This is a genomic window from Enterococcus sp. E5-162, from assembly GCF_035725965.1.
Lineage (GTDB): Bacteria > Bacillota > Bacilli > Lactobacillales > Enterococcaceae > Enterococcus_B > Enterococcus_B lactis.
This window is the reverse complement of the sequence record NZ_JAPRFV010000002.1, coordinates 223,968-239,610: the sequence shown is the minus strand read 5'-3', so window position 1 is coordinate 239,610 and position 15,643 is coordinate 223,968. Positions and strand designations below refer to the sequence as shown.

The following is a 15,643-nucleotide window of genomic DNA, read 5'->3' as shown; positions in this document are numbered from 1 at the left end:
CTATGCAGCAGTTTTTTCATCAGCACGGTTCAGAAATTCTCTCAAAAGGTTTTGAACATCTTTATATTTCAGGACTTGCTTTGATCATTGGTATCATCATTGCTGTACCGCTTGGTGTCTTACTGACACGTTTTCCGAAAGCTGCTACGATTGTGATTGGTTTAACCAGCGCCTTGCAAACAATCCCTTCTCTTGCTTTATTGGCATTGATGATCCCGCTATTTGGCGTAGGTAAATTACCTGCGATCATCGCTCTCTTTATTTATTCATTATTGCCAATTCTACGAAATACGTATATCGGGATGAAAAATGTCGATTGGAATTATCGGGATGTGGCAAAAGGGATGGGAATGACTGAGTTCCAATCCATTTTTTCCGTCGAACTGCCTATTGCTATGCCAACGATCATGGCCGGCATTCGTTTAGCTGCTGTTTACGTGATTGCATGGGCTACCCTTGCCTCTTATATCGGGGCTGGTGGTTTAGGTGATTTGATTTTTAGTGGACTGAATAATTACCAACCAGATCTCATTTTGGCAGGTACGATCCCTGTAACGATTTTAGCTCTGTTGGCTGATTGGCTTCTAGGTCTCTTGGAACGCCGGCTGACACCGATCGCACTTAGAGAGGAGAATGAAGAATGAAACGTATACTAAAAATGACTATGGTTCTTTTCTCTCTTCTTATACTTGCAAGTTGTTCCTTCCCTGGACTTGCCAGCAATACAGATGAAGACACCATCTCGATCACAGGTGGGATCACTTCTGAAGCTCAGATCTTAGCAAGCCTAGTTGCCGGGATGGTTGAACACTATACAGATAAAAACACAGCGATCATCAACAATCTCGCTACTACAACTATCAACCACCAAGCGATGATGAACGGAGATGCTTCGATTTCAGCAGCTCGCTACACAGGAACAGATTTAACCACTACATTGAATCTTCCTCCTGAAAAAGATCCGAAAAAAGCTTTTGAAATCGTGAAAGATGAATTTGAGAAAAGATATGACCAAACGTGGTTCCCATCCTATGGTTTTGAAAATACGTATGTCTTTCTTGTTCGAAAAGACACCGCACAAAAATACCATCTATCTAAAGTCAGTGATCTGAAAAATGTAGCGGATGAATTAGTAGCTGGTGTAGATACTTCTTGGATCAATCGTAAAGGAGACGGTTACGACGGCTTCCAGGAAACTTATGGTTTCTCTTTTAATTCGATCTTACCTATGCAGATTGGACTTGTTTACGATGCAGTCGAAGCAGGTAAAATGGATATTGTTCTTGGCTACTCTACAGATGGACGGATCGCCAGTTATGATCTAGTCATGTTGGAAGATGATCGTCAATTCTTCCCACCATATGATGCTGCTCCAGTTGTAGACAACAAGGTATTAGCTGATACGCCTCATTTAAAAGAAGCCTTAAATAAGTTAGGTCATACCATCAGTACGGAAAAAATGCAGGAATTGAACTACGAAGCAGATAATAATCTAGTGGAACCATCAGTAGTAGCACAACGTTTCTTACAAGAAAACCACTATTTTGAAGGGAAGTGAAGCAATTGGATAAAATGAATGTCTTTCAACAATTTTTCTATTATTTCCAGGAAAATGGCTCCTATATCTTTGCACAATTTATCCGTCACTTCCTGATTTCTATCTATGGTGTCCTCTTTGCAGCAGTTGTCGGGATTCCGGTCGGGATCATGATTTCTAGGAGACGTAAATTAGCAAACTGGGTGATTCGTTTGGCGAATATCATCCAGACGACTCCTTCCTTAGCCATGATCTCCATTCTGATTATTGGATTAGGTCTAGGAGTCAATGTCGTGATTGTTACTGTATTTTTATATTCCCTATTACCCATTATCAAGAATACGTACACCGGGATGATCCAAGTAGACAAAAATATCCTGGATGTCGGCAAAGGCATGGGGATGACTGCTAGACAACGGCTGTTCATGGTAGAGTTACCACTCTCTGTTTCTGTTATCATGGCAGGCATAAGAAACGCGCTAGTTGTTGCCATCGGGATAACCGCGATTGGTGCATTCGTCGGTGCTGGTGGTCTTGGAGATATCATTATCCGAGGAACCAATGCAACAGATGGCACATCGATTATTTTAGCCGGTGCATTGCCAACTGCATTAATGGCGATCATCACAGACTGGCTTTTAGGTATTTTGGAAAAACGGCTAGATCCTGCTTCAAAAAAATCGCAGACAGAATGAATCAAGACAAAAAAAGGTCGTAGCGCTTGAGCGCTACGACCTTTTTTATTTAAATGATATTCAATAAACTACTTTGTGTCCCAGATTCTTGATGGACTTATTTCTTCAAATGGTAACTATAGGTGCTGATAACGATATTTTCACGCCAAGACAACCGCAATCTTAACCGCAAACTTGTTTGGTTATGGAGAATATTCTGCCAACGTCTGTTTGGTACAAATTGAGGAATCAGCACAGTAGTTGTATAGTTTTGTTTCGCTGCATTTTTACTTACGATATCTACATACCGGATAATCGGATTTTCAATCGAGCGATAAGAAGAATGGACGATTGAGAAACGGACATCTGGGAAATGCTTTTTAAATTCTGCTTCGATTTCTTTTTCTTTTTCGACATCTTCGTCTAGCGAAACATGCATTGCAACGACATAATCACCGATCGAACGTGCGTAATTCAACGCACCGATATTCACCCGTGTCACATTCCCAACTAATACAAGAACGGTATTTCCGTCATAGTCATGTAGTTTTGCATCATTTTCTAAACGAAGCTGTTCTGCCACTTTTTTATAATGATCATGGATCTTATAAAAAATGAACATAACGATTGGCATGATGATGAAGAAAGGCCAAATGTCCCCTAACCGATAGACGAACAAAATCGCAATGATTGCATATGAGATGAACGCACCTGTAATATTGGCAATCGATTTGCTTAACCATCTTTTTCCTTCTTTTTTCCATTTGACGACCATCCCTGTTTGAGATAAAGCAAATGGAATGAACACGCCGATAGAGTATAACGGAATCAAGCGTTCTGTTGAGCCATGGAAAATAAACAGCAACACGATTGAACCTAGCGCTAGTGTGATAATCCCATTGGAATAGCCTAGTCGATCCCCACGATCTTGATACATGTGGGGCATGAATTTATCTTTTGCCAAATTGTATGCAAGAACTGGAAAAGCAGAAAAACCGGTATTGGCAGCAACGGCTAAAATCAGCGCTGTAGCAAATTGAAGGACGTAATACAAAATACCATGTCCAAAGACAGCTTTACCGATTTGAGACAAAACAGTGACTTCTTTTTCTGGAACGATTCCATACCAATAATTGATAAATGTGATTCCAACGAAGAAGAAACCTAAGATCAAGGCCATCATCGTCAATGTAGCAGCGGCATTTTTGGCTCTTGGCTTTTTGAAGAATGGTACGGCATTACTGATAGCCTCAACCCCAGTCAAAGAGGAGGAACCAGAAGAAAATGCCCGTAAAATCAAGGCGATAGAAACCCCTGGAACAACCGCCCCTGGCAACGCAGTAGCTTGCAATGGCACAGCACCTGTCACGATATTATATAACCCAACAACGATTAGCAACGAGATTACAAGGATAAATGTGTACACCGGAAATAACAGGAACGATGCAGATTCTCTCAGACCACGAAGATTCAGCATCATCAGTAGTAAAACGATTGTCACAGAAATAGCAACTTGATGCCCGTATAATGCTGGGACCGCTGATGTGATTGCTTCAGCACCTGCTGAGACAGATACTGCTACCGTCAACATGTAGTCGATCAATAAAGAGCCACCGGAAATCAAGCCCGCATTCTTCCCAAGATTCTCACTGCTGACGACATATGCTCCACCGCCATGAGGATAAGCATGGATGATTTGACGATATGATAGCGTTAAGGAAATCAATAAAATAATAACAAAAGCGGCAATGGGCAGCGAATACCAGATAGCTGCAGCAGACAAAGCGACTAAAACAACAACGATTTGTTCCGTACCATATGCAATAGATGATAACGCATCAGACGACAATAATGCCAAAGCAGCAAAACGGGTTAATTTGTGCTCATCATTTTCAGCAGATTTTAAAGGCTTACCTACTAACAACCTTTTTAAGTAATCCAATTTTTAAACTCCTTTACACGCAATTTTACTTCAAGTATGATAGTCGAAAATTTATAGTAAACAAGATGTTATAGTACGCTCACTGACCTTAAAAGTCAATAAACTTTAAGAAAATAATTGGAAAAAAACAGAAAAATATCAAGCGCTTTTTCAAACGCTTTAATACAGCAAAAATCTAACATTTTTTTATGGGCTTTTTCTTTGAATTCTATAATAAAAGGATAGAACTTGACTTAGAAAATCAGGTTCTATCCTTTTTTATATCTTAACTTTTAAAAGAGAAATGTGAAGCTGTTTTTTTGTTTGGTCATTCTTATTACTGCAGAACAGCTTTTTCACAACCTCTTGGTAAACGATGTTCCATCAGCTGACCCTCGGTATTAGCTCAAAGCGCTGATTTCACAACCTCTTTTCTTTAATGAAAAATATGGCTCTCATGCGCCGCTTCTTTGAATTTCGTCATTTTTTCTTCGATGAACGGATAGACTGCCGTTCCTACGACTCCAAAGACAACAAACAAACCGATCATGATCCAGATTGCTTTCGTAGCATTTGGCCAATAAATTCCTCCTGCAGATTCCCGTAACAAGTTTACCGCATGAGTAAATGGCAAGAACGGATTGATCATTTGGAAGAATTTCCCTGAGACTTGGATCGGATAGTTCCCGCCTCCACCAGAGATCGACAGTACTAAAATGATGATAGCGATCCCTTTACCGACATTATCGAATAATGCAGCCAGGACGTAAACGATCATCATAAATGCTAAGGCAATCAAGACAGCAAATGACACGCTGTAGACTGGATTTTGGACATCTACTCCTAGTAAGAAAATATTCCCTAATGTAACAATCAAGCTTTGCGCGATTGCCATTGTCAAGAATGTCAGCATACGAGCAACGAATTGTTCTCGTTTCGTAAAATTGTTTCGGTCTTTCTTTCCTAAATAGTATTCTGTCGTAGCAACACTTGAAAGAAGAACAGCGCCGACCCACAGACATAGTGCAGTATAAAATGGAGTGCTAGCTGAACCGTTATTTGCGATTGGATAAAGCGCATTGGTTTGCAGCTCAACAGGTTGTGTAAAGAAGTCACTTTCTTTTGTTGCATCTAGTTTCAATAATTTGATGACTTCTCCTAGATCGACTTCCTGTTCGCCTTTTCGGATCGCATCTGCTGCTTTTTGGATACCAGCTTTGATATTTGGCCAGTCATTGTTGATCAAGTCCGCAGCAGCGTTCACAGCTGTTTCGACTTCTGGCATTTTTTCATTTACTGTTGTCAATGTACCGGTGATTTCATTTTTTAGTGTGGGCCAATCATTTTGGATAAAATCAGCGGCCAACCCTAATTTTTGCTGAAGGATCGGTAATTCATTGTTGTATAGGTCTGCCCCTTCATTGATGCCATTGACGATGGTCTCCATATTGCCATTCAACATTGTATTGGCATCGTGGATTTCTTGTCCAATTGCAGGCATTTCTTTTTGATATTTTTCTAAGATTGCCACTGCATTTGTTACAGTTGCTTTCGTTGAGCTGAGAAGCGAATCAAAGTCGATCTGGTCTGCTTTGCTCAGTGCGCCTTGTGCAGTCCCAATCGTATCGATGACTTGGTCTAGTAGAGAAGTGACGGTTGAGCTGATTTGACCTGTATTGATACCAGCAATGATGCCATTGATATTATTAGCAACGGCATCAATTTGATCTAGCAATTCATCAATAGCCTTCGTGTCTTCATTTTGAACAGCTGTGTTCAAAGCAGATAGGCGGTTTTGCAGATTGCTTAGCAAGGGTTTTAATTGATTTAGCTGATCAATGATTGGCTGCAATTTCGTATTTCCAGCACTTGTTTGCAATTTAGTCAGGAACTCGACCAGTTTATCGATTGCATTTTGTTGTTGAGATATTCCGTCAATAAAGCCGTTCAATACATTGCTGATGTTTTTCTTTTCATCATCAGTCAGCTTACCATCTTCAATAGCTATTCTTACAGTATCTATTAACGAACTAGTCGTTGTTGCCACTTGTCCAATTGACTTCAATGTAACATCTACACTGTTTGTGATGCTTGGTATCGCATCTTTCAGCTGAGAGGCACCTGATTTTGTTTGGTTTGCTAGATCACTTGCCTGGTTTTCTAAATTTTTCACATCTGGCAAGATATCTTGTACTTGTTGGATGATCGTCAAGCCTTGTTTTGCTTCATCGATTCCTTGATTCATTGTCTCTTGGATCGAAGCAAAATCGCCGTCGATCTCTGCTAGTTGTTTACCAGCATTTTGGATCTCTGGGATTTTTTCTTGCAAATCAAGGATGATTTTTGCTTGGTCTTTCAATTCAGGCATTTTGTCATTCAATGCAACGACTTTTTCGCCCATCTCATCTACTTTAGGGATGTAATCCACGAATTCATTTGCTTTATTCAATTTTTCCTTGATGTCAGGTAATTGACTTTGTAATTCGAGGACTTGCTTTGTGTAGCCGTCGATCGTGTCCAGATTTTCATCTGTTGATAAAATCATCTCTTTGACTTTATTGATACTTACTAGGTTCGTATCGATGTCGTAACCTATTTCATTGAATACTTTCAATAAAGTCGAACTGGCTGTTTTGATAAATTCATTTGTGATTTGCGATTGGATCGAACTTGCTCCTTTATCGGTGATTTTCGGTGCAATCGCATTGATTTTTTCATTTACCGTATATTCGATTTTCGGTTTCTTGATGTCACCACTAGTAAAACTCAGCAGATCTTCTGAGAAATCCTTTGGCAGGTAAATACCTGCGTAATACTTTCCGGAACGGACTCCGTCTTCTAATTGCTCTTTTGAATCAACGAATTGCCATCCTAATTGTTTATTTTTATGAAGCGATTCGATGACTTGCTTCCCAATGGCCACTTCTTTACCTTGAAACTCTGCTGGCTTGTCTGCACTGTAAACAGCAATTGGCAGCTCTCCAGTATTTCCATATGGATCCCATAGTGCTTTAATGTTAAACCACGCATATAGCGAAGGGATGATCATGATCGCAATGATCAAAAGTGTAGCAATCGGGTTTTTGAAAATCCGTTTCCAGTCAAGCAAATATAAACGAAGTGTATTTTTGATTGACTGCATAGTTCTCCCCCTTCTTCTTTTTTCAGCTGAATTACTTTACCATGTATTTCATACTTTTTTCAATCGGCTTTTTTCAAAAAAGTCGAATTTTTGGACATATCACGGCAATTGTCTCATTGTAATCTCTTATATATTGAGAAATAATTAAGGATTACAGCCTTTACTTTATCATGAAATAAAAGGGAAAGATAATTTTATGCCAAAGTTTTTATCTATTATACGTATACGCAAAAAAGCTAAAACACTTTTTTGGTCTTTGCCCCTACAAAATTGTTTCAGCTTTTTTCATTTTTTATTCCTATGTTTCTTACTTTTCGAATGACAAAATGATTTTCCCGGCAGGAGGATGCCCTTCAACTTGCTGATGTGCTTGGATAACATGTGCAAGTGAAGCAGACAGATTCATTGAAATAAAAATATGAAAGGCACCTTTTTGATAGGATTTGATTATGCCAGCAAAGGCTTCTGCATCTTGATATTCCTTTCTTGGAACAAATGATTCATAAAAGCCTTCCTTTTTTTGCCGCAAATTTAGGTCTGGGAGGTCATTTAATGCAACATATCTCCCACCTGGTTTCAGGATCTGGATGCCGGTTTCTCCTTTGATGCTTCCTTTCGTGGCATCAATCACAAGGTCTGCTTGATCAGCAAATTGCATGCCTGGGTCTGCTTTATCATAAGCAGCAAATGCTGAAACTCCTAGTTTCCTTACTTTTTCTTCGTTTTTACTAGAGGCACTGGTTAAGACTCGGATACCCTTTTCGTGGAGAAGCTGGATCAGACTAGACCCGACCGCACCTGATGCACCTAGAATCATCACTGTATCTGTCGGCTGGATTTCCGTCAAATGATTGATTAGATTATACGCCGTAATCCCTGGTGTGACCATTCCGGCTGCTTCTTCCCAACTCATTTCATCTGGAATTTTTGCTGCTTTTGTTGATGGCAGTACGACTTCTTCTCCGTAAGTCCCGCCGACTGCATGGACAGCTACTCGATCACCTACATGAACAGTTGTGACATCTGAACCAATCTCTGTCACGATACCAGCGCCATCATTACCTAGTACATAAGGGAATTTCAATGTTCGTATCTCTTTCATCTCTCCTGAACGCAAGGCAACATCATACGGATTCACGCTGAATGTTTTTATTTCTACACGAATATGTCCAGAATCGACTTCTCTGGGATGAGCATTGATTTCTTCAAAAACATCTTGCGCTTCTCCGTAACCATTAATTGCAAATCTTCGCATAGTTACCATCTCCCTTTTTCTTTAAGTTTACGTTTATGCCTTTATTTTGACAAAAAAAATGTCTTTTCAATTTGGAACATAATCCAAAACAAAATAGTTGTTTTTTTTCGCGTATCGTGTTAAATTATTCATCTAAAAACGTAAAGATTACGATTTACGCTAATAAAAAAATTGGAGGAATTTGTTGATGGCTAAAAAATCAAAGATTGCCAAAGCAAAAAAACAGCAAGAAACGATTGAACGCTATGCTGCTTTACGTCAGGAATTAAAAGCGCAAAAAGATTATGAAGGCTTGCATAAACTTCCTTTAGATGCTCGTCCAGAACGGTTGAAAAATCGCGATCTAATCGATGGACGACCTCGCGGATACATGCGTAAATTCGGGATGTCCCGTATAAAATTCCGTGAGTTAGCACATAAAGGTTTGATTCCAGGAGTAAAAAAAGCCAGCTGGTAGTCCAAGTCTGGCTGTAAAGGAGGAGGGCGCATGGACCACTCCTTGGATCATCAAAAAAGATACGTTCGCTTCTTCTAGCAGAAATGCTGGTACTAGAAGCGGACGTATCTTTTTTTACGCACAGTTGGACCTTTTTTTATATGTAAAGGCTGCATGGTTACTTCGCTATACTTATTTAGTAACAGGAGTCAGTGCCTCAATGCCCACACTAATTTTTAATGCTCGGTCAACTTCTGCCATAATTGGTCGATCCAAATGACAGACTTTTTCTTTCAATCTTGATTTATCGATCGTTCTGATCTGCTCCAACAGGATAACGGAGTCTCTTTCTATTCCTGTTCCAGTAGCTTTGATCCCAATGTGAGTCGGAAGCTTAGGCTTAGCCATTTTTGCCGTTATGGCCGCAACAATGATCGTCGGGCTGAAATGGTTACCTAGATTATTTTGAATAACCAAAACTGGGCGTGTTCCGCCTTGCTCCGATCCCACGACTGGAGAAAGATCAGCAAAATAAATATCTCCTCTTTTTACCATAGGATCCTCCTTATTCTTGATATTCTCTTGGTATCCGCTGTCCTAATCCGCATGCCACTTCATAGTGGATCGTACCTAATTGATCTGCTACGTCTTGCATAGTGATTTCTTTGTCTGCATTTTTGCCGATAAGCGTCACTTTTGTTCCGACCGGAAATTCTTGAGGCAATCGGATCATCAGTTGATCCATACATACACGTCCAATCGTTTCACAATAGTTTCCTTCTACCAATAAAGAAAAACCTTGCATCTTTCGTAACCAGCCATCTGCATAACCGATCGGTATCGTTCCGATCCATTCTGCTTCAGGAGTGATATATGTTTCCCCATAGCCGATTCCTTCACCTGCTGGGAGTTTTTTGACTTGGATCAATTCAGAAACCAGTTCAAGTGCTGGCTGTAACGGATAAACTTCCGGAAGTGCATGTCCAGATGGGTTCAGTCCATACATTGCTACACCATAACGAATCATATTGCCGATTGTTTCATCATGCCATAAAGCCGTTGCACTGTTACTGACATGTACATATCGAGGAAGTTCAGGAAGTTTTTTTAGCACTTCCATAAAGCGTTCTTTTTGCAGGTTCCAATACGTATCATCTGGTTGATCTGCTGTAGAAAAATGGGTAAATAATCCTTCCCATTCTAATACACGACTTTCTCTGATGAATGCAGCTGCCTCTTTTACTTCTTCAGGTGTACAAAAACCGATACGTCCCATCCCAGTATCTGCTTTTAAATGGATCGAAAGAGGCATTTCTAGCTTGCCTTCCTCTAAAATAGCAGCTGCTACCTGCAACCATTCCCGTGTACCTGCAGTTACTGACAAATCATGAGCAACAGCTAAAGCCAGTGCGTCGTAAGGAACCATGTTCAAGATAAGGATAGGCTGAGTAAATCCAGCTTCTCTCAACTCGACTCCTTCATCTAAATTTGAAACACAAAAGCCCGAAGCTCCACCAGCAACTGCTGCTTCAGCTGTCTCTACAGCTCCATGACCGTATCCGTTTGCTTTTACTACTGCAAACAATTCTTTCCCTTGCGGAAGTCTTGCCACTTCATTTGCTACATTTTCAGTTATAGCTTTTTTATGTATCACTGCTTTCGTTGGGCGGTGCCAAGCGACAACCATCATTTTTCCTTCTTTCTAGTCTTCCAAAATAATTTGTGCAAAAGCTGTTTCATTTGTGTGAGTAATACTGACCCATACATTGCCTTCATGGGGTGAGCGCGTAACAACGGGCTGACCGTTTTCATTTTTTAAAATCTCGATATCTTGAAAGGTAACTTTCCCGATTCCCGTTCCCCAAGCTTTAGAGAAAGCTTCTTTACAAGCGTAACGTCCGCCTAAAAATTCTACTTGGCGATGAAAAGGCAAGGATTGGAACAGTTTCGTTTCTTCAGAGGTCAAGATTCGTGCAATGAATTTTGGTTTTTCTTCGATCAGCCGAGTGATCCTAGACAATTCGACTGCATCGATCCCAATTCCTTTTATCATATGCTTTTCTCTTTTCAATAAATTTAGAACACTCTCATTCTACCAAATTATAACCATTTTGCCACAAATAAGTCCACAAATAACAAAAATGAAAGTTTCTCTTAAAACAGAGAAACTTTCATTTTAGGTTTAATCGTTATTTGAACGGATCACAAATCCGCGTTTTTTATCATTGTGACGTTTACCGCCATCTTTTTGGCTGTTAATGTTTTTGCTATAACCGCCTTTTGATTTGTTTCCACGATAATTCCCGCCGTCACGACGATTACGGTTGTTTCCGCCGCCACGTTTGCCATTTTTGTTGTATCCTTTTTTCTGCATTGGCAATGGGCGTTCTGGTGTGATCTTCACTGGTACTGCATCAGCTGGATCTTTTGCTGTCGTTTTCAGCAGTAATGCAACCAAATCTTGTGCAGAATATTCTTCTAATAATTTATCTGCTGTTTGCAGATATTTATCTAGACCGTTTTCTGCAAGTTTTGTTTCGATTTGTTCAACTGCAGCACCTAATTGACCTTTGAATGCTTCTTTTTCGGTTGGCGGACGTAAAGTCGTCATCCGTTTTTTCGTCAAGTTTTCGATCACATGCAAGTAGTCCATTTCATTTGGTGTAACGAAAGTCACAGACATACCGCCTTTTCCGGCACGGCCTGTACGTCCGATACGGTGAACGTAGCTTTCTGGATCTTGAGGGATATCATAGTTGTACACATGAGTGACACCTGAGATATCTAATCCACGTGCGGCAACGTCTGTCGCTACAAGGATATCTAAGTGACCGCTCTTGAATGAACGCAATACGCTCATCCGTTTTTGTTGAGACAAATCGCCATGGATTCCTTCTGCACGATAACCACGTGCTTCTAATCCGCGTGCTAATTCATCTACACGGCGTTTTGTACGTCCGAAGACGATTGTTAGTTCCGGTGTTTGAACATCAAACAAGCGAGTCATGATATCAAATTTTTCGTATTCTTTTGCGCGGACATAGTATTGATCGATCAAGTCAGCTGTCATTTCTTTCGCTTTGATCTTCACATGATGTGGACTTTTCATGAATTTAACGCCGATGTTCTTGATGGCTGGCGGCATTGTTGCTGAGAAAAGTAATGTTTGTCTTTGTTCAGGAACTTGGGAAATAATTTTTTCGATATCTTCCAAGAAGCCCATATTCAACATTTCATCTGCTTCATCCAAGACTAATGTTTGAACAGTTCCAAGTTTCAATGTATGGCGGTTGATGTGGTCAAGCATACGTCCTGGTGTACCCACAACGATATGTGGACGATCTTTCAAGCCACGGATCTGACGGCCAATATCTGCTCCACCGTAGACAGCTTGTACACGCACTTTTTTGTCGCGCCCTAAACGATATAGTTCTTCTTGTGTTTGGATAGCTAATTCACGTGTTGGTGCGATAACCAGACCTTGTAATTCGTGACGATCTGGATCGATTTTTTCTAACATTGGTAATCCAAATGCAGCTGTTTTCCCTGTACCTGTCTGTGCTTGTCCAATAACGTCTTTTCCAACTAATGCTAGCGGAATCGTTTCTGCTTGGATAGGTGTTGCTTCTTCAAAACCAGCGCGTTCGACTGATTTCAACAATTCTGGTGATAATTCTAGTTCTTTAAATTTCAAATGAATCCTCCTATATGGTTGTTAACTGAGGATGTAGCTTTTTTGCTACCCCGTCGATTTGTTCGGTCAAAGTGTATTGTTTCTTTTTGACAGTGGCCACGCACGTTTTTACCCATTCTTAGCCCCTGTGGCACCACCGAAAAATCACTTTGCGAAGTTTAGGCATTAGAAAAGCCAAACGGGTCGCGTTCAGCTTTATCATGATTATGACATCTGGTTTCGACAAGTTGCTTCCATGGCAAAACCAGTCCAATTTCTCTTCATCTTTCGGCAATAGGTTATTCTAACATAGCTTTTCATTTTCTGCAAGTTTACAGATTTTCATTTCATTTGCTGAAGCTGTTCTACTACTTCGAATAAGCCCATGCTGTTGCTGCCTTTCAGCATAATACTATCTGTTGATTCAAGATTTTGTTTGACAGCCTCAATCAATTTATTCTTTTCTTTTTCAAAATAGAACACAGGTAGTTGCGGATATTTTTGATTCAAGTCTTCTTTTAATGCATGCATTTGTTCCCCGTACAAGAAAATCATGGCAAATTTCTCAGGATCGATATGTTCACTCATTTGCGCATGCATGTTTAAAGAATCTTTCCCTAATTCCAGCATATCTGCTAACACAGCGATTCTACGCCCTTTTGTTGGCAGATTTTTAAAAGTATCTAATACCAGTCCCATGGCTGTTGGATTTGCATTGTAGACATCGCTCAAAATAGCTGCACCATTTCCTGCCGTTAGCCATTCAGTTCTGTTTTGTGTGATAGAAACATGAGCGAGCCCTTGGCGTATCTCAGGTATAGACAGTCCAAAGAAGCGCCCAATCGTATACGCAATCAAAGCATTCGTTACATTATAACTTCCAGGCAGCGGGATCGTAAATGTTTCTCCTTCTACTACAAAATCGGTTTGTGCTTTTCCTTCTGCTGTCACTTCCGCATGAACATCGCCATTTCCAATACCGAATGTTGTGACTGTTTGTACTAATGTTGCCGTTAAAGGTGTCAACAACGGTTCATCTGCGGGCACAACGAGTAATCCGTCTGGTACAAGTCCGTCAGTGATTTCCATTTTGGCTTTAGCGATTCCTTCTCGCGACCCAAGATTTTCTATGTGTGCTTCACCGATCATTGTGATTGCTGCAGCTTTTGGTTGAGCCATAAGTGAAAGTTCCGTGATTTCATTGGCGTGATCCATGCCCATTTCCAAGACGATCTTTTCTGTATCTTGCGGCATGTGCAAAATCGTGTAAGGAAGACCAATATTATTGTTGTAATTTCCTTGCGTCTTATATGTTTTGTATTTTTCAGACAAGACAGACGCGGTTAGATCTTTCGTGGTGGTTTTACCATTGCTTCCTGTAATTGCAACGACTTCTGCACCTACTTTTTCCAAGTAATAGGTTGCCAATTGCTGCATGGCTTTCAAAGGATCTGCTACAGGGATAACTGGAAAATCTTTTGGTGCTTGTTCAACAGGCAAGCTCCAAAATGAAGCAGATGCGCCGTTTGTGATTGCTTGCTGGATAAATTCATGTCCATCTCGCGTACCAGCAAGAGGAACGAATAAACTTCCTTCGGTTATCTTCCGGCTGTCAAATTCGACATTGGTAATCTTTGTCAGTTCAGAGCATTCGCTGCCCACGGCTTGTGCAATTTCTTGTATTGTTAGATTCATTGAGATCTCTCCTAAAAAAGGTTGTGAAAAAAGCGTTTGGCCTAAACGGCGGGTTCGCATGACTCTCACTTCCAAGTAAATTTCTCTATTCGTATTTAGAAGCTAGAATGAACGCGGTTACGCAATCACTCCAGCTTCTTCTTTATTTCTCTTTATTCATTTTTTTCAAAAAAAGATTGACGCTGACGGTATCGATTCATTCCTAATTGAATCAGTTCTTCAATCAAATCACCGTATTTCAAGCCCATGTTTTCCCATAAGAGCGGGTACATACTGAACTCCGTAAATCCTGGCATAGAGTTTAATTCATTCAGGAATAATTCATTTTTATTTGTCAAAAAGAAATCACACCGGCTCAATCCGCTTCCGCCTAACATCGTGTAAGCTAACTTCGCGTACTCTTGCGCTTTTTGATAAACTTCTTCCGGCACTTCGGCTGGAATCTGCATTTCGATTTTATTATTGATATATTTGGCTTCATAGTCATAGAATGCTACGTCTTTTACGACTTCGCCAGGCAAAGTCGTCCGAACATCTTCATTTCCTAATACAGCAACTTCGATTTCGCGAGCTTCAATTCCTTGTTCAACGATTGCTCGAGAATCATACTGATAGGCTGTTGCTAAAGCATTTTGCAATTCTTCTCGGTTTTCTGCTTTTGTAATGCCGACACTAGAACCCATATTCGCCGGTTTGACAAACATCGGATAAAGCAAAGAACCTTCACATTGATCAAATACTTTTTTAGGATTTTCTTTCCATTGATTCTTAAGTACTGGTACATAAGGAACTTGTGGCACACCAGCAGCTTGTAAAATATATTTGGTCATGATTTTATCCATGGCACATGCACTGGTCAATACGCCTGCGCCGACATAAGGCATATTCAATGTCTCTAAGAAGCCTTGGATCGTTCCATCTTCCCCGTTTGGCCCATGTAAAACTGGAAAAACGATGGCTCCTTCTTCTTTGATTTCGCCCGGATTGATCACTTTTCCTGTAATGCCTTCCTCTGTCTGTCCACTTGGGTCCCATGAAAGGTGCAAGACATCTCTGCTTGCAGGTTTTTCTGTTAGTAATGGACCTTTGACCCATTGTCCTTCTTTTGTAATAAATACGAGTTGAACTTGGTAATAATTATAATAAATGGCATTTAAAACTGAAAATGCGGAAAGAATGGACACTTCATGCTCTGCGCTGCGTCCGCCATATAGTAAAGTAATCTTCAAAAGATTGTCCTCCTGTATTCTAAATCGTTCAGTGATTTACTCTCATATTTTAGCACAAAACAAAAATAAACGAATAACTTA

Annotated in this window: 13 protein-coding genes; 4 read left to right on the top strand and 9 right to left on the bottom strand. The window is 40.3% G+C overall.

Annotation, left to right across the window (positions count from 1 at the left end; translation table 11 throughout):
- The first annotated feature begins 2 nt into the window (after positions 1-2).
- The 3 genes from OZZ83_RS03280 to OZZ83_RS03270 are packed head-to-tail and all read left to right on the top strand — an operon-like array spanning position 3 to position 2,232.
- The gene (locus OZZ83_RS03280) at positions 3-644 is read left to right on the top strand and encodes an ABC transporter permease (RefSeq protein ID WP_002345467.1); all 642 of its coding nucleotides are present in this window, start codon (positions 3-5) and stop codon (positions 642-644) included.
- Complete coding sequence (locus OZZ83_RS03275) at positions 641-1,558, top strand: osmoprotectant ABC transporter substrate-binding protein (protein WP_002335138.1); 918 nt, start codon at positions 641-643, stop codon at positions 1,556-1,558. Before OZZ83_RS03280 ends, OZZ83_RS03275 begins: the two co-directional genes overlap by 4 nt.
- Positions 1,555-2,232 carry an ABC transporter permease gene (locus OZZ83_RS03270; RefSeq protein WP_278023411.1) on the top strand — a complete coding sequence of 226 codons (678 nt, stop codon included), beginning with the start codon at positions 1,555-1,557 and terminating at the stop codon, positions 2,230-2,232. Before OZZ83_RS03275 ends, OZZ83_RS03270 begins: the two co-directional genes overlap by 4 nt.
- A gap of 97 nt (positions 2,233-2,329) precedes the next feature.
- Here OZZ83_RS03270 and OZZ83_RS03265 read toward each other — a convergent pair whose 3' ends face one another.
- The 3 genes from OZZ83_RS03265 to OZZ83_RS03255 all read right to left on the bottom strand — a co-directional run bounded on the left by OZZ83_RS03265 (position 2,330) and on the right by OZZ83_RS03255 (position 8,529).
- The gene (locus tag OZZ83_RS03265) at positions 2,330-4,153 is read right to left on the bottom strand and encodes an APC family permease (RefSeq protein WP_002309748.1); all 1,824 of its coding nucleotides are present in this window, start codon (positions 4,151-4,153) and stop codon (positions 2,330-2,332) included.
- A 415-nt stretch (positions 4,154-4,568) separates the two neighbouring features.
- Positions 4,569-7,274 carry a YhgE/Pip domain-containing protein gene (locus tag OZZ83_RS03260; RefSeq protein ID WP_104841458.1) on the bottom strand — a complete coding sequence of 902 codons (2,706 nt, stop codon included), beginning with the start codon at positions 7,272-7,274 and terminating at the stop codon, positions 4,569-4,571.
- A gap of 307 nt (positions 7,275-7,581) precedes the next feature.
- A complete protein-coding gene (locus OZZ83_RS03255; RefSeq protein WP_252706833.1) occupies positions 7,582-8,529 on the bottom strand; it encodes an NADP-dependent oxidoreductase in 948 nt (315 codons plus the stop codon).
- A gap of 187 nt (positions 8,530-8,716) precedes the next feature.
- On the opposite strand from OZZ83_RS03255, the gene rpsN reads away from it, so the two are divergent.
- Entirely contained in the window at positions 8,717-8,986 is a 270-nt protein-coding gene (gene rpsN / locus OZZ83_RS03250) for a 30S ribosomal protein S14 (protein ID WP_060806742.1), read from the top strand.
- Between the two features lie 171 nt (positions 8,987-9,157).
- Here the strand turns inward: rpsN and OZZ83_RS03245 are convergent, their stop codons facing one another.
- The 6 genes from OZZ83_RS03245 to OZZ83_RS03220 form a co-directional block, all read right to left on the bottom strand.
- On the bottom strand, positions 9,158-9,520 hold the full coding sequence (locus OZZ83_RS03245) for a type II toxin-antitoxin system PemK/MazF family toxin (RefSeq protein ID WP_002289874.1): 363 nt from the start codon (positions 9,518-9,520) through the stop codon (positions 9,158-9,160).
- Between the two features lie 10 nt (positions 9,521-9,530).
- Complete coding sequence (alr, locus tag OZZ83_RS03240; RefSeq protein WP_002313979.1) at positions 9,531-10,652, bottom strand: alanine racemase; 1,122 nt, start codon at positions 10,650-10,652, stop codon at positions 9,531-9,533.
- Positions 10,653-10,667: 15 nt separating this feature from the next.
- Positions 10,668-11,018 carry a holo-ACP synthase gene (gene acpS / locus OZZ83_RS03235; protein WP_002293418.1) on the bottom strand — a complete coding sequence of 117 codons (351 nt, stop codon included), beginning with the start codon at positions 11,016-11,018 and terminating at the stop codon, positions 10,668-10,670.
- Between the two features lie 129 nt (positions 11,019-11,147).
- Positions 11,148-12,659 (bottom strand): degradosome RNA helicase CshA, encoded by a 1,512-nt coding sequence (gene cshA, locus OZZ83_RS03230; protein ID WP_002345468.1) that lies wholly within the window; start codon positions 12,657-12,659, stop codon positions 11,148-11,150.
- A gap of 321 nt (positions 12,660-12,980) precedes the next feature.
- On the bottom strand, positions 12,981-14,333 hold the full coding sequence (locus tag OZZ83_RS03225) for a UDP-N-acetylmuramoyl-tripeptide--D-alanyl-D-alanine ligase (RefSeq protein ID WP_002312441.1): 1,353 nt from the start codon (positions 14,331-14,333) through the stop codon (positions 12,981-12,983).
- Between the two features lie 152 nt (positions 14,334-14,485).
- Complete coding sequence (locus OZZ83_RS03220) at positions 14,486-15,562, bottom strand: D-alanine--D-alanine ligase (protein WP_278023410.1); 1,077 nt, start codon at positions 15,560-15,562, stop codon at positions 14,486-14,488.
- Positions 15,563-15,643 lie beyond the last annotated feature (81 nt).